We start from the raw sequence: 22,846 nt of genomic DNA, 5'->3' as shown, positions 1-22,846 counted from the left end.
TCAATGAAAATCAAAGAGCAAACTAGGAAGCTAGCCGCAGGTTGCTCAAAGCACTGCTTTGAGGTTGTGGATAGAACTGACGAAGTCAGCTCAAAACATGGTTTTGAGGTTGTAGATAAGACTGACGAAGTCAGTTACCTATACATACGGCAAGGTGAAGCTGACGTGGTTTGAAGAGATTTTCGAAGAGTATTAAAATGGCAATTCCTCCTCTTCCAAAACCAAGTCTGCCAAGTCTTGACCCGCGTTATTTTCACGCATGGCACGTTGGGCACGGCTTTCTAAAAGTTGGAATCCTGTGGCGAGAACTTCGGTCACATAGTTCATCTGACCATTTTTCTCGTAGCGACGGGTACGCAACTCCCCATCAACAGAAATAAGACTACCTTTGGTTGCGTAGCTTGCCAAGGTTTCAGCCAATTTTCCCCAAAGAACGAGATTGACAAAGTCAGCTTCACGTTCCCCATTTTGGTCTTTGTAACGGCGGTTCACAGCGATAGTTGCTCGCGCTACTGACTTGTCATTGTTGGTTTTGTGCAATTCTGGTGTAGACGTCAAGCGCCCGATCATGATAACTTTATTATACATATTTTCTTCCTCCTACTTATCTATTCGTAGGGAATCAAAAAAAGTTACAGAAATTTGTAACTTTTCGAGGAAATTTTTTACTTTTTATGAACCATAAATCCAGTCGCCTGTTGATTGGCCATAATGGTCATATCTGTAATCTGCACACGACGGGGCTGACTGGTCACATAAACAACCGTATCTGCGATGTCTTGTGCCTGCAAGGCCTCGATCCCCTGATAGACTGTCGCAGCCCGCTCTTTGTTACCATGAAAACGTACTGTAGAAAAATCTGTTTTGACAATCCCTGGCTGAATGGTAGTCACCTTGATATCCGTTGCAATGGTATCGATTCGCAGTCCATCTGAAAAAGTCTTGACAGCTGCCTTGGTGGCTGAATAGACCGCTGCACCAGCGTAGGCGTAAATTCCTGCGGTTGACCCCATATTGATGATATGGCCTTGATTGGCTTTTACCATTGCTGGCAAGAAACAGCGAGTAACTGCCATTAACCCCTTGACATTGGTATCCAACATGGTCAGCATATCTAGATCTTCATAGTCCTGATAGGGAGCCAAGCCAAGAGCAAGTCCGGCGTTATTGACCAAGATATCAATCTGACCTATCGTTTCTAGAATATTGGAGCAGACAGTCTTTACCATGGTCATATCTGTCACATCCAGCGGAAAAGTCCAAACTGTTTGATTTGGGAAAGTATCTGCAAACCCCGACTTGAGGGTTTCTAGTCTGTCTATCCGTCGTCCAGTTAGAACGACATTCTCACCCTGCTCCAGATAAGCTCGCGCAATCGCTTCACCGATTCCTGAGGTCGCTCCTGTAATCACTACATTTTTTGCCATCTTATTTCCTTCTATCTGGTCTATCAGATATTAACAACTTCTTAGGCAGTCCAGTGTTTAGCTGGATCAAATGGAGTTCCAACAACTTGGTCTTCTGATAATTCAATAATACCACGTTTTTGCGGAGCATTTGGCAGATGCAATTCACGAGGACTACACATCATGCCAAAACTCTTTTCACCACGAAGCTCGCCTGGGAAAATAAGATTGCCTTTTGGCATCATAGCTCCTGGAAGAGCTACAATGGTTTTCAACCCGACACGCGCATTGGGAGCCCCTGCAACAATTTGCACTGTCTTGTTACTTGCGACTGCAACTTGGCAGATGTTGAGGTGGTCACTATCTGGATGAGCTACCATCTCGACAATTTCACCGACAACAAACTTAGGTTCCTTGTCATTGACAATTTCTTCCTCAAAACCTTCCGCCTGCAACTCTTGGTTTAAACGTGCTACTTGCTCATCTGATAAAAAGACTTGACCGCGCTCGGCAATTTCAAACAAACTTGAAACTTCGAAAATATTCCACGCCACTGTTTCTCCATTTTCTTTGAGGAAAACACGGGCTACTTTGCCTTTGCGCTCCACGTCCAACTTGGCATCTCCGCTGTTTTTCACGATGACCATAAGGACATCTCCAACATGCTCTTTGTTATATGTAAAAATCATTGTTTCCTTTTTCTCCTATTTCAGTCCTGCTAAAAAGTCGTTAATTTGTTCCTTGCTTTTACGGTCGCGATTGACAAAACGACCGATTTCCTTGTCCTTTTCTAGAACAACGAGGCTAGGAATCCCGTAAATATCCCAGAGTTTAGCCAGATCCATGTACTGGTCTCGGTCCACCCGAATAAAGGTGAATTCTGGATTGGTCTCCTCAATCTCTAGCAAGGCAGGATAGATATAACGACAATCGCCACACCAGTCCGCCACAAAAAGAAAGACTTTCTTGCCATCCTGCTCGACAAAACCTGCGAGTTCTTCTATACTATCGGGAGTAATCATAAGACCTCCTCCTCATAGACTAGATCTTCATTTTCATAGACAAAGGTATAGTGACGACCATCCTCGAAAATGACTCCTCCGACGAGTCGCTCTAGACTACTTTCGTAGACTTGAATATAGAGTGTCGCAATCTCTCCCATATCTGAAAAAAGATCCCGCACAATAGCGGTTAACTCCTCTTGCGTCTTCATGAGTTTGTGATTATCTGCTGCTTTTTTGGCACCCAAAGCGAGGGCACTTAGACCAGCCACAGTCAAGCCAGTCATCCATAATTTCTTAGCTTTCATACCTTTCATTGTAACACAAAAAGGGTTTTAGGACAAATAGGGAAGCAGTATATAGGCGAGGAAAATCCCCTTTCCTCAATGAGGAAAGAGGACATCTAATTCTTATTGCCAAGCACCTGAACTGCCCACATAATCGCCATCAGGTGTGTAGGTGTTACGAAGCATTTTACCAGATGAGTCTAAGTAGTACCACTTGCCTTGGACTTGATCCAAGCATTGGACTTCATGGCACTTTCCTCCTTTGTTTACATACCATAAAGTGGGTACTATAAAACTCAGTAAATGTCCTGAACCACCGTGCGGTTTCCTTCAAGTGAAATGACTTTCTTTTCAAACTGCAAATTAGGCATGCAAGCAGCCAAATCCTTTTCAATTTCTTCTAACGCTTCTAAACGCATCTCGACAGAAGTGTTTTCATTTCCTTGAATGATGAAAATAGCATTTTTTGTATCTTCATCAAATTTGTAATGTTCACTATCGCGGACATCCAGCCAAGCTAAAACTCCATTTTCATCCCGATAGACATAGTCCGTCTGCGCAACGTGCTTCTCCGTTGACAAGATAGGTAGGAAAATGTCCTCCCTTTTGCTAACAGAAAACTCTATCTGCCCTCCAATCTTATCCAAATCATGCCCACCAATCGCCAGCAAAGAAGAAAGCGCCTCTACATTGTAGATATCGATGATACTATTGATGTGAGGGAGAGAGCCACGATGCTGGATATTGCGAATGAGGGCGACTACTGTCGGTGGATTTTTCTTGACGCTACGCCCGACTCGCTGGAGCAACTGCCTATAACCTTGGACAACAGGAGACTCTTGAACTTCTTTTACATCACACTCTAGCGCCCATTTCTCCCTCTCCTCTTTCTTTTTCAGAAAAGCAAGAGGCAAATCAGCATGAGGATCGACGTTTTTAGCAATACCAATCACGACATTCTTGATCCCCAAGTCATACAAACTTTTATCTAAACAAAACTCCATAGGCAGGCCCTCCTTTGAAAAATGTACACCATCCTACCCTTATTTTACACCTTCTAGTCCCTGATTTCAAGAAAATCATCAACTCTCTCCCGACAAATAAAAAGAGAAGATCAAACTGATCTCCTCTGTGAGGCTTCTTATACTTCGTCGCTCGTTTCAGCGTCATCATCTGAAAACTCGTCGTCTTCTTCGTTGAGATCCACGTCTTCACCCAAGTCATCAGGAGCAATTTCGTTGATCTCTGCATCGTAAGCTTCCACTTCATTTTTCTCATCATCTGGATTTTCATCATCATATGAAAGAGCTGGGTCTGCTTCGTATGCATCTTCGTCTTCTGGATCATCTGCATTGTAGTCAATGGCATCTGAATCACCATCCATGAAGGCATTGACACGTTTTTTCTTAGCTTTTGGTGCTACTTCATCGTCGTCACTTTCTTCAAGAGCGATGATTTCTTCGTCGATTTCGTCCACACCATACCATGAACGAAGACCCCATTTGTTGTCCCCAAGAGAGATGAAGCTACCATCAAAGTTCAACTCTGTGTAGAACAAAGGCAAGGCTTCGCGGATATCGCTGTTTGATGTTCCAAGGTAGTTTTGAATTTCGTTTACAAGATCGCTAAAATGCATCTCATGATCGCGACCACGAAGTTCCAAGATAGCACGCGCCACCTCAATCATAGATAGTTCACTTTTTTCTTGCCCAGCAAATACTTCTAATTCCAAAGCGTTTCTCCTCATTTTATCATTTACTCTTTATTGTACGATAATTTTGCGGAATAGTCAAAGGTTAAGAAAAAATAAAGGTGAAATATTTCAGCTAATTGAAAGACCTATGTAACATGACCACAGGTATATTGATTTATTTATAACTCAAGGCTGCAACTCCAATACCAACCACAAACTGCAAGAGGATTCCTACAGAGATAAAGGATTATTTGTTGCGTCAAATCAAGTAAAAAGATCATTTCAGGTCCTGCCAGTAACTTCGTTTTCTTTCCTTTATTTCATTTTCCCTAGAATAGTGAAAAATCCTTCTCTTGTTAATGAGTTTCATAAGAAAAAGGCTGGAGAATCCAACCTTCTCTATTTATTCAGCTAAGAGTACTTCTTTGATGGTTTGCTTTTGGAGTTTTCTGTTGGATAGATAAAAGAGGCTTTCATAAACCACAGCAAAACCGATCAAAGTCCAGAAGCAAACATTCCCATCAAAGTGATGCTCAATCTTTTCAGGAACCGTATCTTTGATCACACCAATCAAGATTTCCATGATAGCGTACTGATAAGCCGTCCCAAGAACAAATCCTAGATAGGCCCAGAAACGATAGGGAGATAGGATATGACCTTGGCATTCACGATCTGTATAGCCAAAAGCCTTCATAAGAGCCAGGGTTTCGCGACTTTCTGAGATGACAATCCCCAATGACAAAAAGAGAATAGAGAAAGAAAGGATCAAGCCAATCATGATCATCATGGTTTGGATGATGTCATCTGTGTAGTTCCTTAGACCAAAGGACAATTGAACCATGGCCGCAAAACACATAGAGCCAAAGACTACAAAAAACAGGATAGATTTTCTCCCCCAAATTAGTGACGAAGACAGCTCTTTTAGGAAGTCTTTCTCTTTCTTAGGAGCCCTCTTTCTCCTTTTGACCTTGATTGGTGTTGGGGACTTTTTCAATAAGCGAAGAGCCGGCGTTTGTAGTTGTCTTCTAGCATAACCAACCGCGATAAGCATAAAAAATGCCGTTGGAAGGACCACAAAAGCAAGCAAGAGCTGCCAATGAAAATGAATGGTGATTTCTGGTAGGATCCCCTTTTCATTCCGGAAGTCATAAAAATGCCCCATCATAAGAAAAGAAGCGAAATAGCCAAGAAGCGCTCCGACACCAAAACTGAGCCCAAATGCCCAAAATCGTTTAGCCAACTGGCCATTGCTATAGCCCAAAGCCTTTAAAATTCCTAATTGTTCCTTGTGGTCATCGACAAATTGTTTGATATAAAAGCACATGAGAAGGATCGACGTCAAGGACAAGACAACCCCACTGACCATGGCCACCATCCAGGAAAGTGAAACCTGGGCATCATAATAGACCATAATCATCGGATTGGTTTTAGAAATTTCCAACTGCTCGATATCAAGATAAAAATTCAAGAAGAGATTGGCCACAAAAACCGCACAGGCTCCAATGATACTGACGACAACTAATTTTCGAATATCTTTTACTGAAAACATGGCTTACCATCCAATCTCATAAGCAGTCTGTGGCTGATCATTGGTCACAACTTCAGTAATTTTGCCACTATTGACGCGAATGATGGTTCTGGCCATATCCGCAATATTTTGGTTGTGTGTCACCATGATTAGGGTAAAGCCTAGCTTTTCCTTCAACTTCCAGATATAGTCGAGAATCTTGCGCCCTGTTTCTTCATCCAGGGCCCCCGTCGGCTCATCTAAGAAAAGAATCTCTGGCTTTTTGGCTAAGGCACGAGCAATAGATACCCTCTGCTGTTCGCCGCCAGACAATTCACTCGGATACTTGTCCAGCTTATCGCCAAGTCCCAAATCCTCGATAATCTGCAAAAAATCATGATTGTTTGCCAGGTCTGCCCCCATCTTTACATTCTGTCTGACTGTTAGATTAGGCAATAAATAATACTGCTGAAAAATAAAGGCAATCTTCTCACGTCTAAAGGCTGTCAATTGAGTATCTGTGAGTTGAGCCAAATCCTGTCCTTGAATGAGGATATGTCCCTCGTCTACCTTTTCTAAACCTGACAGAACGTTTAAGAGAGTTGACTTGCCTGATCCAGAAGGACCGAGGATAACCACATCATCCTGGTCTTGAATCTGCAAATCAATCCCTTTTAAAACCTTGGTTTGGCCGTAACTTTTGTGCACATTTTCTAGTTGAATCATTTCTTTCCTACCATTTCTTTGATGAGAGATTGACAAACCTCTGTCAGTAATCCAATCACTTCTTCCATGCTGAATTGATAAATACCAGAAGCAACCATAGAGGCCATGCCGTGTGAGTAGATAAATAAATGCTGGTACAGGCGACTAGCCTCCTCTAACGTCAATGGATAGTCTGCTACAATCGATTCCAGAACCAATTGGTAACTATGATCCTTCATGGGAAGAAAATCTTGAAAGCGACGAATCGGATCTTTGCTAGGATTTTGGAAAAGCAATTGAAAAAGTTGGGGCTCTTTTGAGGCGAAAAGGATATAAGCAACCCCGACAGATTGAAAAGGCTTCTCATCTTCTAAAGCCTTTCGTATATACTCCACTACGACCATCTCTGCAGCAACAATAACCTCTGCTTGTAACTCGGCCATATTGGCAAATTGCCCAAAAATCACTCTCGGTGTGGCTCCCAGTTGCTCTGCTAATGCTCGAGCCGTCAAACTAGCCATGCCCTCTTCTCTCACCAATTGTAAAGCTGTCCCAATGATAGTCTCTTTACTAAATTTAACCTTTGGTGGCATAAGACTCCTTTCGCGCAACATTTGTTACGCAACACTTGTTGCATAAAAGGATACCATAAAAAAGAAAGACTTGTCAAGAAAAAACTGTAAAACACAAAACAAAAAACAGCGAACTTTTTATTTCTTTGCTACCCAGCCGATAGCATCGCTAGGTGGATTTTCGTTATCAAGCCAGATGAATTCAATCCCGATTTCCCCATTTTTAAACTTGGTCAAGCCAATACCATTGATTTCTAGTTTGTTGAGTCGTTGTCCTGTCAAAACTTCTCGTTCCTTCAACTGGAAAAGTTAAGGGGAACTAATATAAATCTTCAAGACTTCTGTATTCTATAACTTCATTCTTTATGATACTCTTTTTAAATTCAAAATGATTCAATGGATTATCGATTAATACTAACTTTGGAATATCATCCAGGTTGGTAACCAAGGATAAAATAAAATCTGATTGAAACTCTTTTGCTTTCTCAAATTCTCTAGCAGTCAAACGAATACGCCCTTTAGATTTTCGAATACCTTTAACTTCGGCAAGGTAATAATGTTCTTGAACATCTACTTGGAAATCATAACCATCACCATAAAGGCGGGCATCGGTTAATTGTCCACCTTGAAATTTTTCTTCTTTATCAAAATGGAGTATAAAGTAATTTTCTGCTTTCATTCCAGTTTCTTGTAGACGTTTGAATTTAGTTCGAACTATTGGCTTTTCAATGACTGCTATACCTGTTTTCTTCCCTTCGCTTGCAAGTAGCATTTTAACGATTTCTGCAAAATTGTGAACATCTTCATTCCCAAACATCATATCAATTAAATCTTTACGAAAACGGTAAACTTCGGCTTTTTGCCACCAACCTTTCCGATTGTTCTCAAAATAGGGGTCAAATAAATCCATTCTATTTTTGACTACACCGGTTGTTTCTGCGATGCCTAAAGAAACTATATAACGATAAAAATCGGATTTACTAGAGAATTGAAACTCTTTTATAAATAGCTTATCAAACTTGGCAAGACCATAGCCAATTAAATTTAGCAATTCATAATGAGGGTGTTTAGACATAACTTTCTCCATCAATAGATATTGATTTCATTATACCAAAAAAACACGGCTCATCACCGTGTTTCTATGTTTATTTCACCAACTTCCTCATCTCATCAATACGTGCGATGGTCGCATCATATTTCGCTTGGTAGTCGGCTTGTTTGTCGCGTTCTTTTTGGACGACTTCTGGTTTGGCATTGGCTACGAAGCGTTCGTTAGAGAGCTTTTTGCCGACCATATCCAGTTCTTTTTGCCATTTAGCTAGTTCCTTGTCGAGACGAGCCAGTTCTTCTTCGACATTGAGGAGGTCTGCGAGTGGCAGGTAAATTTCTGCTCCAGTGATGACACTTGACATAGCCAGTTCAGGTGCAGGAATGTTTGAAGCGATTTCCAAGTGCTCTGGATTTGTGAAGCGTTTGATGTAGTTGACATTGCTGTTAAAGAAGGCTTCCAAGTCGCTATCGCTTGTCTTAACAAGGATTGTGATTGGCTTGCTTGGTGCTACGTTTACTTCCGCACGCGCATTACGAACGGCACGGATCAAGTCTTTGAGGCTTTCCACACCAGTGTGAGCAGCAAGGTCTTCAAAGGCTGGGGTGACAGTTGGGTAAGCCGCTGTAACGATAGAGCCTTCTGAGATTTGTCCAAAGATTTCCTCTGTCACAAATGGCATGATTGGGTGGAGGAGACGAAGAATCTTGTCCAAAGTGTAAAGGAGAACCGAACGTGTGATGACTTTCTCTTCTTCGTTATCGCTATAAAGGACTTCCTTGGTCAACTCAACATACCAGTCCGCAAACTCGTCCCAGATGAAATTGTAGAGGATGTGTCCAGCGACACCAAACTCAAACTTATCAAAGTTTTCAGTAACTTTGCCGATGGTTTCATTGAGGTTGTGGAGAATCCAGCGGTCTGTAACGTTTCCAGCTTCCTGGTTGGCAACTTTTTCGACATTGGCAGTTGCTTGGTCAAGGGTCAAACCTTCATTGTTCATGAGGATGTAGCGAGAGATGTTCCATATTTTGTTAATAAAGTTCCAAGAAGCATCCATTTTCTCGTAAGAGAAACGCACGTCTTGCCCTGGTGCAGAACCGTTTGAAAGGAACCAACGAAGGGCATCCGCACCGTATTTCTCGATAACATCCATTGGGTCAATTCCGTTACCGAGAGATTTAGACATCTTACGACCTTGCTCGTCACGAATGAGACCGTGAATCAGAACGTTTTGGAATGGCTGACGACCAGTGAATTCCAAGGATTGGAAAATCATACGAGACACCCAGAAGAAGATAATGTCGTAACCTGTTACCAGGGTTGAAGTTGGGAAGTAACGTTTGAAGTCTGCTGAGTCGACATCAGGCCAGCCCATGGTTGAGAACGGCCAAAGAGCAGAACTGAACCAAGTATCCAAGACGTCTTCGTCCTGAGTCCATCCGTCACCTTCTGGAGCTTCCTCACCGACGTACATTTCGCCCTCAGCATTGTACCAAGCAGGGATTTGGTGCCCCCACCAGAGCTGACGAGAGATTACCCAGTCATGGACATTTTCCATCCATTGGAGGAAAGTATCGTTGAAACGAGGTGGGTAGAATTCTACCTTGTCCTCTGTGTCTTGGTTGGCAATAGCATTTTTCGCCAATTGGTCCATCTTGACGAACCACTGAGTAGACAAGCGTGGTTCAACCACAACACCTGTACGCTCTGAGTGACCAACACTGTGGACACGTTTTTCGATTTTAACGAGGGCACCGATTTCTTCCAACTTGGCAACGACTGCTTTACGGGCTTCAAAACGGTCCATGCCTGCAAATTCAAAGGCCAAGTCATTCATGGTTCCGTCGTCGTTCATGACGTTGACGTGTGGCAAGTTATGACGTTGACCAACCAAGAAGTCGTTTGGATCGTGGGCAGGCGTGATTTTCACAACACCCGTACCAAACTCAGGATCTGCATGCTCGTCGGCAACGATTGGAATGAGTTTGTTAGCGATTGGAAGGACTACATTTTGGCCGATCAAGTCCTTGTAGCGTGGATCTTCTGGATTGACCGCAACGGCAACGTCTCCGAACATAGTTTCAGGACGAGTAGTCGCAACTTCAAGGGCGCGTGAACCATCTTCCAGCATGTAGTTCATGTGGTAGAAGGCACCTTCGACATCCTTGTGAATCACCTCGATATCAGAAAGGGCTGTGCGAGCTGCTGGGTCCCAGTTGATGATAAACTCACCACGGTAGATCCAACCTTTCTTGTAAAGTTCGACAAAGACCTTGCGAACGGCTTTAGACAAACCTTCGTCAAGAGTGAAACGCTCGCGAGAGTAGTCTACAGAGAGCCCCATCTTGCCCCATTGTTCCTTGATGGTTGTCGCATATTCGTCTTTCCATTCCCAGACTTTCTCGAGGAATTTCTCACGACCCAAGTCATAACGACTAATGCCCTCACCACGCAAGCGCTCCTCAACCTTAGCTTGAGTCGCAATCCCCGCATGGTCCATACCCGGAAGCCAAAGCGTATCAAAGCCTTGCATGCGTTTTTGACGGATGATAATATCCTGCAAAGTCGTGTCCCAAGCGTGACCAAGGTGGAGTTTGCCAGTTACGTTTGGTGGTGGAATCACGATCGAATAAGGCTTAGCCTTTTGATCGCCTGAAGGCTTGAAAACATCCGCATCAAGCCATTTTTGGTAACGACCAGCCTCAACCTCGGCTGGATTGTATTTAGGTGAAAGTTCTTTAGACATTATTTTTTCTCCTTTTACGAATATTTCTTTTATATCTACGATTTATTAGGGCGCTGAACCCATTATTTCGATACTCATAATATCCCTTAGCGGAATCTGAATAATTCAGTTTTAGAAATTTAACTACCCCTACACTAAGTGCCGTTGCTAGAATAATAGACAAGGATACAATTATAAACGAAGTTATAATACTAGACATCCATACCGAAGCAAGTTCTTTGTTACTGGGATTGATTAAATTGATTATACTGAACTTAGCTGTATTTACCGGAATAATTTCATCTAGCTTTATCTTTTGTACCGTGAACAATGCAGAGAATAAATTTAAACAAAAAAGTGTAAGAAAACTTATCAAATGTAACCAGTAAATATGTTTTTTCATTTTCAAAGTCGGAATCGGAAGTTGCGAGGAATCATCTGTTGCAAATTGATAATGTAATTTGCCTATAATCGTTGAGATCAAAACAGGAAGTAACCATGTTAGGATGATAAGGAATCCTCCTTCTATTCGATCATAGAAAAAAATAAGTAACACATATAGAACACCAAAAACCCATCTAAGCAGTTCATTCTTTTTATCATACCCTCCCTTATCAAGTTGTGTTTTTAATACAAACCAAAAATATATAAATAGAGTTGCAAACATCATATTTACGGGAGCTAAGTCTACAATTGATTTATCTTGTAACTTCAAATAATTCAATGTCGTTGTTAAATATAAAAACAATTGAACAAATGATATAATATACATAACGACGTAGGAGGAAAAATACGTCTTATCTCGGTTTTTCCGTTTTTTACTTTGTTTAGTATAAAAATTTAATAAGCCTGTACGTAATGCAGGACAGATAATTGTAATAAATAATACAATACCCCAACTCAACCATTCTGGTGAAATATCTAAAGGTATAACCCATTGAAGCGCAAATATATAGCAAACGTCAAATATATTTAAAGATGCAAGCATAACTTTACTAGTACTAAAAAAGTCCCTAATTTTGAATAATTTCTCTTCAAAAATAATTGCATATACTAGAGGAAGTGCTGGTTGTAATAGTATAACGAACCTGTACCTATAACAAAATACCAACGCTATACTAAGAATTAAAACTAGACAATACAGGAATACTGCTATCTTGTTATTTTTAATTTTTGAGTATATTCTATATCCATAGTAACTCATCAAAGTGAGTACTATAAACTCTAAAATAAAAAATGGCAAACTTTTCTCATTGAATATTTTTACTTCCTTAACTGGTAACAAAGTAAAAGGTAGAATTAAAAATATTGATACCAAAGATGATATTACAATAATGGCAGGCCCCCAAGCCAGTATATTATATAAAAATTTTAATATTTTCTTAACATTAGATTTAAAATTACAGTTTTTGATAATCATTCCCACTCACTCCTCAGCAAGCCATATATCAGACTGTCACAGCGGTTTCCTTGAACATCCTTTCTGTCTCGGATGCGAGCTTCGAGGGTGAAGCCAAGCTTCTCTGCGACTCGTTGACTTTGGACATTATAGCCAAAGCAAGTCAACTCAATCTTGTGAAGACCCAAATTTTTAAATCCTAGGTCAATCAAGGCACGCGCTGCTTCTGGAACATAACCCCGACCCCAATAGTCTGGGTGTAAGGTATAGCCAATCTCCAGCACATCGTCTTCGTGGCGATGATTAAAATCAACAGAGCCGATGATAGTATCGGTCCCTTTAACCACTATGCCGTAACCAGCTGGGAGATTGTCCTTTTCAATGCGCTCGGGCAGAATATGCTCCAGATAATAAATCTCATCTTCCAAGGTTTTTACAGGGTGAAATGCTGCTGGATAGGCGACTTCTGGCAGACTAGCGTAGGCATGGATATCCTCAGCATCAGCCACTGTACGGACTCGTAAGACGAGCCGATCGGTTTCTAATCGTTCTGGTAATTGTGCTTGCTCCATCTTCCTACCTCGCTTCCCATAAAAAATGCCCCTGCCATCTACATGACAGGGACGAATGTGTTTATCCGCGGTACCACCCAATTTCGGGCAGAGACGCCCGCAACTCTTGTCTTTGAAGGATATACAAAGACACTTTTATTTCATTTTCATCCATCAGCAACCAGTTTTGACACATTTGTGGACTTCTCAGCGCCGCCACTTTCTGTAAAATGTGGAATTCAAAACACCTCTAATAGCTCTATTGTAACAAGTTTTTCACGGAAATGCAAGGCTCAAGAAAGATTACTTGAAACTGATTCCGTGTTCTTTTAATTTCTTGATGGTAGCTGGACCGATTCCTTTTAAGGCAAGAAGTTCTTTTTCAGTCCAGTTTTTGAAGTCAGCAGCTGACTTGATGCCTTCATCATAGAAAGTCTTAGCACGATCTACTGAGAGGCCACCCAAAGTAGCTGCGAAATCTTCTACTGAATTGGCTACTTTTTGAGCTTGTTCCTTGGTCACTTCTACTGCTTGTTCCACTTTTTTAGAGACAACTTTTCCTGCTTGACTGGCAGACTTTTCCGCATGTTTCACGACTTTTTTGGTCTCTTCTACAACTTTGGTCACTGTAGTTGAAAATGCACCTGAACGACGAAGGCTATTTCGCAATTGTTTTTTACGTTGGAGTTTCTTTGACATGATAAAATCCTTTCAATAAAAAATCCCTGCTCTGACAAGGATTTAATAAAGATATTCTATCAAGATTTCGGCAAAAAATCAAGAAAGTATCACTATTTTAATAATTTCGCTCGCCAAACAAGCCCTCTGGCAGATCATGAAATCCCTTGCCTGCTTTGAAGTTTTCAAACTTACCCAGCAAGAACTGGTAGGCATCCAAGCGACTTTCGTAGCGAATCATGGCATCTTTGGCACGTTCGTCTTGGTCTTCTTCGTAGACTTTTTGACTTTCCTTGTGCGCCATGTCATTGATCATGATCTGGGTATTAACCCAGGCTTCAAATTCCTTCATAAATTCTTGTTCGTAGCTCATTGCTTCTCCTTATTCTAATCCACGGAAGTAGTCCGTATCAATCTCTCGGTAGGGCTGGATATCCTGAACGTACTCTAGCACGCCTTGAAATTCCCCGTTCTCATCGTGTACTGCAGCGTAGGTGATGTGGACAAACTTGCCTCGCGACTCAGACTTGAACCACATTTCATACTTGTCCTTGACCCCTTCACGAAGACCTTTCATAACGGCCTTCACCTTGTCTAAGTACTTGGGCGGATGGCAGAGTTCTACATTGCGCCCGACTTGGGACGGCGTCCGTTTGAAAATCATCTCATCAGCTGGCGCATTGTCATTGTAATACTGAAAAATATCGTCTTTATTGACAAAGGTAATCTCCATAGGGAGGTGATTGAGGATGAGGTTGGCCTGCTCGACTGAGAGATAGCCATTGCCAAAAGCCTGTTGACTATGGCGGTCCAGCACTGCTTCCTTTTTCTTAGGGGTAAAGGTAATGGTAAACTGACCTTCTGGTGTATCGATAACTTGATGCACTTGGCCTTCAGCCGTGTCTAGTTGTACTGGCTCTTCTGCACTCTTTTCCTCAAGGAAACTCTGGCGTTCTGGAACCCATTTCTCAGACGGACGGATGATGGCATAACCGTAAACATCGCTCTCCTCCGCAATCTGAAGCCAGTCATCCTGAGTAAAGGACTCAAGGAGAATCATGAGAAGGATGGACTCTTCCTTGAAAATCATACTTTCAAACTCTGTCGCAAAAGCTTCAAAATCTTCTTTTACACTGCTAATCGACACTTCTGGTAGTGCCTTAGCCGTCGCTAGAGCTGTCTGAAAGAGTTCCCTGATCTGGTCATCCACTCCCCACATGACCTTAGGGGGTGAATCGTGACCATAGCGCTCCATGATGGGGAAAAAGAGCTCTTCCTTGCGCTGGTAGTGGAGGTCAAATTGCCCCAAAAGCCCCATTTGACGGACCAAGCCCTTGCGCATCTCTGCCAGCATTTCCTCATCTTCCATAGACTCATAGGTATCTAACAGTCTCCGAATGCGAATCAAGGCAGCACGGAGAGCCAGATTTTCATCCTTGAAGACGCGAACGGGGTGGCCAGGATGCTCGGTATCCTCTACTTCGACACCCTTAACAGCATTTTTAAAAAGATTAGCATGGACATCACAAAGCTCCATGACATCTTCAAAGGTAACACCTGAGTCTGAGTTCATCAGCTCGTGTTCCATGAGGGAAATCTCGATGGCTGACACACCTGTAAAGGTCGCATCAAAGCGCTCCTGAACTGACTCAGGAGAGGCGCCATTGTGCAATTCTAACAAAATATCCCGTAGGATATGAATCCGTTCATCTGCCATTAGTCTAATCCAATCACTTCGTAGCCATTCGCTTCCAGTGTGCGAACAATCTTGTCCATAGGAGTTCCTTCGAGCTTAGAACCCTGTTTGAGCGATACCTTGCGACCGACTGTGTTACGCATCAAGGGATTAGCAAGTGGTTTAAAACCAAGCTCCACTAGGATTTCCAAGACTTCTGGATGCTTATCCACCACTTCTGCAACGGGAATTGACACATCGATGATATTGTCCATGACGACCTCCATGTATGTTCTAAAATGATTTTACTGCTTATATTATACCATAAGGACGATTAGCATACACCAAAAAAGAGGGTTGCCCCTCTTTCTTAATTCTTATCCAGATTGCGTAGCATCTCGTCAATCTTGTTTCCATATTCGATAGATTCGTCTTTGACGAAGGTCAAATCTGGGATTTTGTACAATTTCAAATTGCGACCAAGTTCACGTTTGATGGTACCAGTTGCTTTCTCAAGCCCGATTTGAGCTTTTTGATTATCCGAAGCAAGGTTACTCAAAATGGTGTAGTAAACCTTGGCAACAGATAAGTCACCCAGCATCTGAACATCTGTAATGGTCACACCTTGGACACGTGGATCACGGACTTTCTTTTGCAAAATCTCATTGACTTCACGCTTGATTTCCATGCCCACACGATCCGTACGGAAATGATTTGCCATGATATTCCTTTCTCTACTTTGAACCAAAAGCTAGGCCAGCAGACCTAGCTATTTTTAAACTTTTTGATTTTCAATTCAAATTGAAACGAAGTTCAATTTGAACTCATCCGCTTCTTTCGCCGTGGTGAAAGTGATGGAACTGATTTATCAGTCCCATCACAGGGGATTTTTGAGACTCTAGGCTCAAAAATAAGCAATGAAACCATCGGTTTGCTTGCGTCCCTCACCACCTAAGAAAGGAGCAAAAATCTTATCTCTTGATTTCTTCCATGACATAAGCCTCAATCACATCATCCATCTTGATATCATTGTAGCCATCAATCATCAATCCACCTTCACGACCGTTAGTAACTTCTTTGACGTCGTCTTTGTAGTGTTTCAAGCTTGCGAGTTCGCCGTCATAGATAACGACACCGTCACGGATGACACGAACTTTAGAATCACGGGTAACCTTACCACTCATAACCATAAATCCACCGATGGTTCCCACTTTAGATACCTTGAAGGTTTCACGGATAACTGCTTCACCGATAACTTTTTCTTCAAATTCTGGGTCAAGCATCCCTTTCATAGCTTCTTCCATCTCTTCGATAACCTTGTAGATAATGCTGTGGAGACGGATTTCCACATCGTCTGCTTCTGCTTGTTGACGCGCTTGTGGTGTAGGGCGTACGTTGAAACCAACGATAAAGGCATTTGAAGCTTCGGCAAGAGTCACGTCAGATTCATTGATGGCACCGACCGCTGAGTGAACGATAGTAACCTTCACACCTTCCACATCGATTTTTTGAAGTGAGGCAGAAAGGGCTTCAACTGAACCTTGTACATCGGCCTTGATGATGACGTTAACGGACTTAAGTTCACCAGCTTTAAGCGTATCAAAGAGGTTTTCAAGGCTGACACGTTGGGTGGCTTGACGTTGTTTCATGAGGGCACGTTTCGCACGCTCTTCACCTGCTGCACGCGCAGATTTTTCATCTTCGTAAACGGCAAAGTGGTCACCCGCCATTGGCGCTTCGTTCAAACCTGTGATAGAAACTGGCGTTGATGGGCCTGCGACCTTGACACGACGACCAAGGTCATTGGTCATAGCACGGACACGACCGAAGGTATTTCCGACAACAATTGGGTCTTGAACATTCAGCGTACCTTGTTGAACAAGAAGGGTTGCGACCGCACCTTTTCCTTTATCCAAGCGAGCCTCGATAACGGTACCGATCGCACGAACTGTTGGGTCTGCCTTGAGTTCTTGGATTTCAGCCACAAGAAGGACCGTTTCCAAGAGTTCATCGATGTTTTGATTGAACTTAGCTGAGATTTCGACAAACTCAGAATCCCCACCCCAAGCTGTTGACATGACTCCATGTTCTGCCAATTCACCGATAACACGTTCTGGATTGGCACCTGGTTTATCAATCTTATTGATGGCTACAATGATTGGAACGTTGGCTGCTTTTGAGTGGTTGATGGCTTCGATAGTCTGAGGCATAACCCCGTCGTCGGCCGCTACAACCAAGATAGTAATATCGGTAACAGATGCACCACGCGCACGCATAGATGTAAAGGCCGCGTGTCCTGGTGTATCAAGGAAGGTAATCTTCTTGCCGTTTTCAACGATTTGGTAGGCACCGATATGCTGAGTGATACCACCTGCTTCACCTGTCGCAACACGAGAGTTACGAAGGGTATCCAAGAGAGTTGTTTTCCCATGGTCAACGTGTCCCATGATGGTTACAACTGGTGGACGCTCAACCAGTTCATCTTCATTGAGATAACCATCTTCGACGAAGAAGCGCTCGATGTCCGCATTGTCCACTTCAACCTTTTGTTTGGCTTCGATACCATAATCTACCAATAGGAGTTCAATGGTTTCTCCATCCAAAGATTGGTTTTGTGTGGCCATAACACCCATCATAAATAGTTTCTTAACGATTTCAGCTGGTTCACGTTTGATACGTTTTGCGATTTCCGCAACAGTCATACCATCTGTATATTCAAATTCGCTTGGCAATTCATGGAACTTACGTTCTGTAACAGGTTTTGGTGCCTGATTGCGGTTATTTTGCTTGTTGCCTTTTTTATTCTTTTTATTGTTATTCCAGTTACTATTTCTTTGATTTCTCACTTGATTCTGACTACTTCGATTCTTTTGTTGTTTTCTAGGACCATCTTCTTCGTGATCATAATCGTCACGTTCTTTGTCTGGTCGAGCTTGTTTTTTACGACGTGTATCCACTGGCGCTTCTTTAGCTACAGGAGCTACTGCTACGGCTGGCTGAGTTTGTTCAGCTAACTTAGCAGCTTCCTCAAAGATTTCCTCAGGCTCCTTGCGTTTATTAGCTTGAGCCAAAGCTTCTTTAGCAGCTTGCGATTGTTTGAAGCGCTCCTCGCTTGAGCGTGCGTACTCTGCATTTTGCTCTGCTTTTAGGGCTGCAGCACGGGCTTTAAAGTCAACACGTGGTCCAGCTGGTTTTGGCTGGAAGTCTTGTTGCTGACGGCGATCATTGCCACGATTTCCTTGACCTTGTGGTTTCTTCCCTTGGTCGTTAAATCGGCGATTGTCGCGGTTTCCTTGACCAGGTTTACCACCATTACGGCCGTCATTTTTCGGACGGTTACTGGTTTGTTGTTGGTCACGGTTGTTGCCCTTGTTTTGTTTGCGTCGCTCTGCCTGCTCTTTGGCACGTGCCTCACGCTCCGCCTTGAAGTTTCGGCTCTGCGGTCTTGCAGCCACCACTTTTTCTTCCTTAGGAGCTACAGGTGCAACTGGTTTGCTTTCTTCCTTAGCGGCAGCTGGTTTAGCTGATGCAGGCTTTTCAGCTTTCTTTTCTACACTTGCTTTTGGTGCTGCAGGTTTTACTTCTGCTTTAGGAGCGGATGCAGACTTAAAGCTAGCTGCGATTTGCTCAGCAGCAGTAACTTCCACGCTCGATGAGTGGCTTTTTACATCCAAGCCCAACTCTTTTGCACGCGCTACAACTTCTTTACTTTCTTTTCCAAGTTCTTTTGCGATTTCGTACAATCTTTTCTTAGACAAATCATGTCCTCCTCTTCTATTCCATAAGAGACCTCATTTTCTTTGTAAATCCAGCATCTGTCACAGCCAAAACCTTTCTTGATTTTCCGACTGCTATGCTTAATTCCAGTGTTGAAAACACGGTTATAACTTCTACTTGATAATAGTCACTTTTATCTTGAATCTTTTTGGTTAGATTGGGACCAGCATCATGGGCTAGAAAGACTAGCTTGGCTTTCTGGTCTTGGATGGCCTTGACCACCAATTCCTCACCTGATATGATCCGACCTGCTCGCTGAGCAAGTCCCAAGAGATTGCTTATCTTTTGCTTATTCAAGTCCTAACTCTCTTCTTTTTACTTTGTGATCAACATAGGCGATCAACTCGTCATAAAAGCTTTCTTCCACTTCCATGTTAAAGCTACGGTTAAAGACTTTCTTCTTTTTTGCCTCTAGGGCTTCTGCATTGTCTAGCTTGATATAAGCGCCACGGCCATTGGCCTTGCCTGTCGGGTCGATAAAGATCTCTCCTTCTTTGTTCTTGACAATGCGGAGCAAATCACGCTTGTCAATCACTTCGTTAGATACAACAGACTTGCGCAAAGGGATTTTTCTTGTTTTCATCTTTCCCTCCTCTAGCAGCTTTTATTCTTCGATTAATTCATCCGCAGCTGCGTAATCCACTTGACCTGCTTCTTCCATAGCTTCAAACTCACTGGCAGACTTGATATCGATACGGTAACCTGTCAAATGAGCTGCCAAGCGAACGTTTTGTCCACGACGACCGATGGCAAGAGAAAGCTTGTTATCAGGTACAACGACCAAGGCACGTTTGCTGTCGTTTTCATCAAAGATAACTTGGTCAACCTCTGCAGGTGCGATGGCATTGTAGATAAACTCTGCTGGATCCGCTACCCACTCGATAACGTCAATGTTCTCTTCTACAGGAACCATACGGTCGCTCTTAGCGTCGTAACGAGCTGGGTGGAATTTGCTGGTGATTTTCTTGATATTAGCACCACCACGCCCAACGATTGTCCCGATAGCGTCCACGTTTGGATTATGGCTACGAACGGCAACTTTAGTACGGTCACCAGCTTCGCGGGCTACGCTCATGATTTCGACAGTTCCATCGTAGACTTCTGGAATTTCTTGCTCCATCAAACGCTTAATCATCTCTGGATGGCTACGACTGACAAAGACGTTCACGCCACGAGGATTGTCTTCAACCTTGTAAACATAAACTTCGATACGATCATGAGAAGCAAAAACTTCTCCAGGGATTTGGTCTTGTTTGGACAATTGGGCTTCGATGCTACCAAGATTGACGTAGATGAAACGGTTGTCAAAACGTTCTACTGTACCAGACATGATTTCTTGTTCATGTTCCTTGTAAGTATTGTAAGTGATGGCACGTGTTTGCTTGCGCATTTTTTCCATGATGGTTTGTTTAGCAGACTGGGCTGCTACACGACCAAACTCAGCTGGTGCTTCTTCAAACTTGATTTTGTCTCCAAGTTCATAGGCTGAATTGATGGCAAGAGCATCTTTCAAGCTGATTTCCAAACGGCTATCAAACACTTCATCAACAACTTCACGGACAGTATAAACTGTAAAATCACCTGTTTTTTCGTTGAAGTCGATGGCTACGCTATCTGATTGACCATAGCGTCTGCGATAAGCGGAACGAAGCGACTCTACTACTGCGTCGATGATGTCTTCTTTTTTGATTCCCTTGTCTTCTTCCAAAATGCGGAAGGCCTCTAGCATTTCTTTACTCATGTTTTCTTCACTTTTGAATCCTCAAAAGCTATCCTTTCTTTTTCTATAATTTAACTGCTAAACGTGCTTTTGATACTAAACTGTATGGAAGTTGGACGGTTTTCTTACGTGTTTTGTCCATATATTCCATGGTCAACTCATCCTCTTCAAAGGCCAACAGAGTTCCTTCAAAGACTTTTTGCTTATCGATGGCTTGGTAGAGCCCGACATGAATGTATTTTCCAACTGCTCCAGCGACTGCATCCTTGGTTTTCAAAGGACGTTCCAAGCCTGGACTGGTGATTTCTAGGAAATATTGTTCTGGGAAGGGATCGGGCTTGATAGTGTCTAGGACAGGACTGACGATTTCTGTCAGGTCTGCCGTGTCGTTCAAGGTAATTCCTTCAGGTTTGTCTACAAAAATACTGAGAATCATGTCACTGCCGATCTTTCCATACTCGATATCCACGAGCTCGAAAGGCGCTTGGATGACAGGTTCTACAACTTCTCTGACTAATTCTACGATTGTTGCGATTATGTCCACCTCCTCATAAGCAAGAGGCGAAGATATTTCCCCGCCTCTCTTTCTCATATTCTTACTATCAGTATAGCACGTTTGTCAATTTATGTAAAGTATAAGCACTCAAACGGCTGGTTTTTAAGCTATTTCTTAAAATTTTGCCTCAACTCGGTAGATCACTTGACCTTTGCTGGAGAATTTTTGCTCATACTCCGTCATGACATTGCCTTCAAAATCACTGGCATGCAAGTCCAGCCAAACACCATTGAGCTTCATCCCATACTGAGAAAAGCTCACTAGACTGTACTCAAACAAGCCACGATTGTCTGTCTTGAAATGGATTTCCCCATTCTCAGGCAAGATACGTTTGAAGGTATCCAAGAAACTCTTGTAAGTTAAACGACGTTTTTCATGGCGTTTTTTAGGCCAAGGATCTGAAAAGTTTAGGTAGAGACGATCAATCTCACCGTCTTCAAAGTAGTCCGTCAAATCAGAACCATCTACCCACAACAACTTGATATTGGTCACTCCAACTTCTAATACCTTATCCAAGGCATAACTCAATACCGACTTTTGAATGTCAATCCCGATATAGTTGATATTAGGGTTTTGCTTGGCCATTCCTGATACAAAGGCCCCTTTCCCACTTCCAACTTCTACATGAATAGGATGATCATTTCCAAACAAGTCTCGCCATTTCCCTTTAGCTTCCAAGGGATTGAGGACAACATACTGGGGATTGGCCTCAAGTAACTCTGTCGCCCCTTTACGATTTCTTACTCTCATCTTTTCTTTCCATACTTGTCACGGAAGACACGCAAGGCATAAATCTCCCGGTTTACATTGTCTAAATCTTGATTTACAAAGTATTTGGTAATCTGGCTCAAGTAAGAATACTGACCGTACCAATACAATTTTTCCAGAACTGTCTGATTGTACTTATAGCCGTAGTCTCTCAACCATTGACGCCACTGATGATCTGGAATGTAGTGGCATAGCAAATGCGCTACATCAAACATACGATCCGTCAAACGAACCGAATCCCAATCCACTAGATAAACGAGTCCACTCTCTGTCTCAATCCAATTACTATGGCGAAGATCCCCATGTACAATCGTTGCATGGTCTTCCCTAAAGCCTGGAACTGTCCTGCGCAAATCATCAATCACCGAGTTTAAGTACTGATGTCGTTTCAAGACTTCAGGTGCTTCTTGCCTCCAAGACTGCAACAAGTCTACTGGCGTCTCCATGGTATATCCCAAACGGCTCAACTGCTTCATCAAGGGACGTGAGCGGTGGAGACGTGTCAAGATATTGATGATCTGCTTGCGGTTCATATCGTGCGGTGTCAAGATTTTGCCCGTCAACCATTCCTGGGCACACATATCACGACCATCCGCTAAGCGACGAGTCCATAGTAATTGAGGAGCGATTTGTTCTCTGGCTAGGCCAGGTAGGATTGGAGAGGTGTTCATTTTTACAAAGACGCGCTTCCCATCAGGGTAGCTTCCCATATAAGCCTTGCCGCTCTTCCCAGGTATAGGGGTCAGCGTTAGCTCATTATCACCCAAGTCCATTT

27 protein-coding genes and 1 pseudogene are annotated in these 22,846 nt (G+C 42.8%); all 28 read right to left on the bottom strand.

What is annotated here, in order from left to right:
• Positions 1-192: 192 nt before the first annotated feature.
• Complete coding sequence (locus HF881_RS09705; protein ID WP_169447311.1) at positions 193-588, bottom strand: single-stranded DNA-binding protein; 396 nt, start codon at positions 586-588, stop codon at positions 193-195.
• A gap of 77 nt (positions 589-665) precedes the next feature.
• Positions 666-1,427, bottom strand: a complete 762-nt coding sequence (locus HF881_RS09700; protein ID WP_169447310.1) for an SDR family NAD(P)-dependent oxidoreductase — start codon at positions 1,425-1,427, stop codon at positions 666-668.
• A gap of 41 nt (positions 1,428-1,468) precedes the next feature.
• Positions 1,469-2,095 carry a YtpR family tRNA-binding protein gene (ytpR, locus tag HF881_RS09695; protein ID WP_169447309.1) on the bottom strand — a complete coding sequence of 209 codons (627 nt, stop codon included), beginning with the start codon at positions 2,093-2,095 and terminating at the stop codon, positions 1,469-1,471.
• A gap of 15 nt (positions 2,096-2,110) precedes the next feature.
• Positions 2,111-2,428, bottom strand: coding sequence for a thioredoxin family protein (locus HF881_RS09690; RefSeq protein ID WP_169447308.1), 318 nt, complete (start codon positions 2,426-2,428; stop codon positions 2,111-2,113).
• Positions 2,425-2,724, bottom strand: a complete 300-nt coding sequence (locus HF881_RS09685; protein ID WP_169447307.1) for a DUF4651 domain-containing protein — start codon at positions 2,722-2,724, stop codon at positions 2,425-2,427. Before HF881_RS09685 ends, HF881_RS09690 begins: the two co-directional genes overlap by 4 nt.
• Before the next feature lie 93 nt (positions 2,725-2,817).
• A pseudogene (locus HF881_RS09680) lies at positions 2,818-2,925 on the bottom strand (choline-binding protein A); the annotation flags it as partial.
• 65 nt (positions 2,926-2,990) lie between these two features.
• On the bottom strand, positions 2,991-3,698 hold the full coding sequence (locus tag HF881_RS09675; protein ID WP_169447306.1) for a phenylalanine--tRNA ligase beta subunit-related protein: 708 nt from the start codon (positions 3,696-3,698) through the stop codon (positions 2,991-2,993).
• 137 nt (positions 3,699-3,835) lie between these two features.
• Positions 3,836-4,426 (bottom strand): DNA-directed RNA polymerase subunit delta, encoded by a 591-nt coding sequence (rpoE, locus tag HF881_RS09670; protein WP_000418414.1) that lies wholly within the window; start codon positions 4,424-4,426, stop codon positions 3,836-3,838.
• 364 nt (positions 4,427-4,790) lie between these two features.
• The gene (locus HF881_RS09660; RefSeq protein ID WP_169447305.1) at positions 4,791-5,936 is read right to left on the bottom strand and encodes an FtsX-like permease family protein; all 1,146 of its coding nucleotides are present in this window, start codon (positions 5,934-5,936) and stop codon (positions 4,791-4,793) included.
• 3 nt (positions 5,937-5,939) lie between these two features.
• The gene (locus HF881_RS09655) at positions 5,940-6,620 is read right to left on the bottom strand and encodes an ABC transporter ATP-binding protein (RefSeq protein ID WP_125450134.1); all 681 of its coding nucleotides are present in this window, start codon (positions 6,618-6,620) and stop codon (positions 5,940-5,942) included.
• On the bottom strand, positions 6,617-7,192 hold the full coding sequence (locus tag HF881_RS09650) for a TetR family transcriptional regulator (protein ID WP_169447304.1): 576 nt from the start codon (positions 7,190-7,192) through the stop codon (positions 6,617-6,619). The genes HF881_RS09655 and HF881_RS09650 overlap by 4 nt, the downstream gene beginning before the upstream one ends.
• A gap of 117 nt (positions 7,193-7,309) precedes the next feature.
• The gene (locus tag HF881_RS09645) at positions 7,310-7,471 is read right to left on the bottom strand and encodes a hypothetical protein (protein ID WP_206283207.1); all 162 of its coding nucleotides are present in this window, start codon (positions 7,469-7,471) and stop codon (positions 7,310-7,312) included.
• A 19-nt stretch (positions 7,472-7,490) separates the two neighbouring features.
• Entirely contained in the window at positions 7,491-8,246 is a 756-nt protein-coding gene (locus HF881_RS09640; protein ID WP_169447303.1) for a DUF3883 domain-containing protein, read from the bottom strand.
• Between the two features lie 70 nt (positions 8,247-8,316).
• Complete coding sequence (locus HF881_RS09635; RefSeq protein WP_169447302.1) at positions 8,317-10,968, bottom strand: valine--tRNA ligase; 2,652 nt, start codon at positions 10,966-10,968, stop codon at positions 8,317-8,319.
• Positions 10,961-12,367 (bottom strand): hypothetical protein, encoded by a 1,407-nt coding sequence (locus HF881_RS09630; RefSeq protein ID WP_093585854.1) that lies wholly within the window; start codon positions 12,365-12,367, stop codon positions 10,961-10,963. The genes HF881_RS09635 and HF881_RS09630 overlap by 8 nt, the downstream gene beginning before the upstream one ends.
• On the bottom strand, positions 12,364-12,918 hold the full coding sequence (locus tag HF881_RS09625; protein ID WP_093585856.1) for a GNAT family protein: 555 nt from the start codon (positions 12,916-12,918) through the stop codon (positions 12,364-12,366). Before HF881_RS09625 ends, HF881_RS09630 begins: the two co-directional genes overlap by 4 nt.
• Positions 12,919-13,200: 282 nt before the next feature.
• Positions 13,201-13,596 carry a helix-hairpin-helix domain-containing protein gene (locus HF881_RS09620; protein WP_093585858.1) on the bottom strand — a complete coding sequence of 132 codons (396 nt, stop codon included), beginning with the start codon at positions 13,594-13,596 and terminating at the stop codon, positions 13,201-13,203.
• Between the two features lie 97 nt (positions 13,597-13,693).
• Positions 13,694-13,948: a DUF1912 family protein gene (locus HF881_RS09615; RefSeq protein ID WP_000119707.1), complete on the bottom strand. Its 255-nt coding sequence runs from the start codon at positions 13,946-13,948 to the stop codon at positions 13,694-13,696.
• Positions 13,949-13,957: 9 nt separating this feature from the next.
• Positions 13,958-15,292 (bottom strand): DUF438 domain-containing protein, encoded by a 1,335-nt coding sequence (locus HF881_RS09610; protein WP_093585860.1) that lies wholly within the window; start codon positions 15,290-15,292, stop codon positions 13,958-13,960.
• Entirely contained in the window at positions 15,292-15,525 is a 234-nt protein-coding gene (locus HF881_RS09605; protein ID WP_000368739.1) for a DUF1858 domain-containing protein, read from the bottom strand. Before HF881_RS09605 ends, HF881_RS09610 begins: the two co-directional genes overlap by 1 nt.
• Positions 15,526-15,620: 95 nt before the next feature.
• A complete protein-coding gene (rbfA, locus tag HF881_RS09600) occupies positions 15,621-15,971 on the bottom strand; it encodes a 30S ribosome-binding factor RbfA (protein WP_001273601.1) in 351 nt (116 codons plus the stop codon).
• A 250-nt stretch (positions 15,972-16,221) separates the two neighbouring features.
• A complete protein-coding gene (gene infB, locus HF881_RS09595; protein ID WP_169447301.1) occupies positions 16,222-19,008 on the bottom strand; it encodes a translation initiation factor IF-2 in 2,787 nt (928 codons plus the stop codon).
• Between the two features lie 16 nt (positions 19,009-19,024).
• On the bottom strand, positions 19,025-19,324 hold the full coding sequence (locus tag HF881_RS09590) for a YlxQ-related RNA-binding protein (protein WP_001041396.1): 300 nt from the start codon (positions 19,322-19,324) through the stop codon (positions 19,025-19,027).
• The gene (locus HF881_RS09585) at positions 19,317-19,610 is read right to left on the bottom strand and encodes a YlxR family protein (protein ID WP_000857555.1); all 294 of its coding nucleotides are present in this window, start codon (positions 19,608-19,610) and stop codon (positions 19,317-19,319) included. Before HF881_RS09585 ends, HF881_RS09590 begins: the two co-directional genes overlap by 8 nt.
• A gap of 21 nt (positions 19,611-19,631) precedes the next feature.
• Complete coding sequence (gene nusA / locus HF881_RS09580; RefSeq protein WP_169447300.1) at positions 19,632-20,768, bottom strand: transcription termination factor NusA; 1,137 nt, start codon at positions 20,766-20,768, stop codon at positions 19,632-19,634.
• A 43-nt stretch (positions 20,769-20,811) separates the two neighbouring features.
• Positions 20,812-21,291, bottom strand: a complete 480-nt coding sequence (gene rimP, locus HF881_RS09575; RefSeq protein WP_169447299.1) for a ribosome maturation factor RimP — start codon at positions 21,289-21,291, stop codon at positions 20,812-20,814.
• Between the two features lie 126 nt (positions 21,292-21,417).
• Positions 21,418-22,053, bottom strand: a complete 636-nt coding sequence (gene trmB, locus HF881_RS09570; RefSeq protein ID WP_169447298.1) for a tRNA (guanosine(46)-N7)-methyltransferase TrmB — start codon at positions 22,051-22,053, stop codon at positions 21,418-21,420.
• Complete coding sequence (locus HF881_RS09565) at positions 22,050-22,844, bottom strand: phosphotransferase family protein (RefSeq protein WP_169447297.1); 795 nt, start codon at positions 22,842-22,844, stop codon at positions 22,050-22,052. Before HF881_RS09565 ends, trmB begins: the two co-directional genes overlap by 4 nt.
• Positions 22,845-22,846 lie beyond the last annotated feature (2 nt).

Origin of the sequence: Streptococcus sp. WB01_FAA12 (assembly GCF_012843315.1) — a bacterium.
In the GTDB taxonomy this organism is placed as follows: Bacteria; Bacillota; Bacilli; order Lactobacillales; family Streptococcaceae; genus Streptococcus.
Note: the sequence above shows the minus strand (reverse complement) of the source record. Positions and strands in the feature narration are given on the sequence as shown.

Bases quoted from the DNA above. Each gene is read 5' to 3' on its own strand.
- HF881_RS09675 (WP_169447306.1), bottom strand. From the start codon at position 3,698: ATGGAGTTTTGTTTAGATAAAAGTTTGTATGACTTGGGGATCAAGAAT.
- HF881_RS09605 (WP_000368739.1), bottom strand. From the start codon at position 15,525: ATGGACAATATCATCGATGTGTCAATTCCCGTTGCAGAAGTGGTGGAT.
- HF881_RS09635 (WP_169447302.1), bottom strand. From the start codon at position 10,968: ATGTCTAAAGAACTTTCACCTAAATACAATCCAGCCGAGGTTGAGGCT.
- HF881_RS09640 (WP_169447303.1), bottom strand. From the start codon at position 8,246: ATGTCTAAACACCCTCATTATGAATTGCTAAATTTAATTGGCTATGGT.
- HF881_RS09705 (WP_169447311.1), bottom strand. From the start codon at position 588: ATGTATAATAAAGTTATCATGATCGGGCGCTTGACGTCTACACCAGAA.
- HF881_RS09585 (WP_000857555.1), bottom strand. From the start codon at position 19,610: ATGAAAACAAGAAAAATCCCTTTGCGCAAGTCTGTTGTATCTAACGAA.
- HF881_RS09610 (WP_093585860.1), bottom strand. From the start codon at position 15,292: ATGGCAGATGAACGGATTCATATCCTACGGGATATTTTGTTAGAATTG.
- HF881_RS09615 (WP_000119707.1), bottom strand. From the start codon at position 13,948: ATGAGCTACGAACAAGAATTTATGAAGGAATTTGAAGCCTGGGTTAAT.
- HF881_RS09655 (WP_125450134.1), bottom strand. From the start codon at position 6,620: ATGATTCAACTAGAAAATGTGCACAAAAGTTACGGCCAAACCAAGGTT.
- trmB (WP_169447298.1), bottom strand. From the start codon at position 22,053: ATGAGAGTAAGAAATCGTAAAGGGGCGACAGAGTTACTTGAGGCCAAT.
- ytpR (WP_169447309.1), bottom strand. From the start codon at position 2,095: ATGATTTTTACATATAACAAAGAGCATGTTGGAGATGTCCTTATGGTC.
- HF881_RS09685 (WP_169447307.1), bottom strand. From the start codon at position 2,724: ATGAAAGGTATGAAAGCTAAGAAATTATGGATGACTGGCTTGACTGTG.
- HF881_RS09650 (WP_169447304.1), bottom strand. From the start codon at position 7,192: ATGCCACCAAAGGTTAAATTTAGTAAAGAGACTATCATTGGGACAGCT.
- HF881_RS09690 (WP_169447308.1), bottom strand. From the start codon at position 2,428: ATGATTACTCCCGATAGTATAGAAGAACTCGCAGGTTTTGTCGAGCAG.
- HF881_RS09630 (WP_093585854.1), bottom strand. From the start codon at position 12,367: ATGATTATCAAAAACTGTAATTTTAAATCTAATGTTAAGAAAATATTA.
- HF881_RS09620 (WP_093585858.1), bottom strand. From the start codon at position 13,596: ATGTCAAAGAAACTCCAACGTAAAAAACAATTGCGAAATAGCCTTCGT.
- nusA (WP_169447300.1), bottom strand. From the start codon at position 20,768: ATGAGTAAAGAAATGCTAGAGGCCTTCCGCATTTTGGAAGAAGACAAG.
- rbfA (WP_001273601.1), bottom strand. From the start codon at position 15,971: ATGGCAAATCATTTCCGTACGGATCGTGTGGGCATGGAAATCAAGCGT.
- HF881_RS09660 (WP_169447305.1), bottom strand. From the start codon at position 5,936: ATGTTTTCAGTAAAAGATATTCGAAAATTAGTTGTCGTCAGTATCATT.
- HF881_RS09625 (WP_093585856.1), bottom strand. From the start codon at position 12,918: ATGGAGCAAGCACAATTACCAGAACGATTAGAAACCGATCGGCTCGTC.
- HF881_RS09700 (WP_169447310.1), bottom strand. From the start codon at position 1,427: ATGGCAAAAAATGTAGTGATTACAGGAGCGACCTCAGGAATCGGTGAA.
- HF881_RS09565 (WP_169447297.1), bottom strand. From the start codon at position 22,844: ATGGACTTGGGTGATAATGAGCTAACGCTGACCCCTATACCTGGGAAG.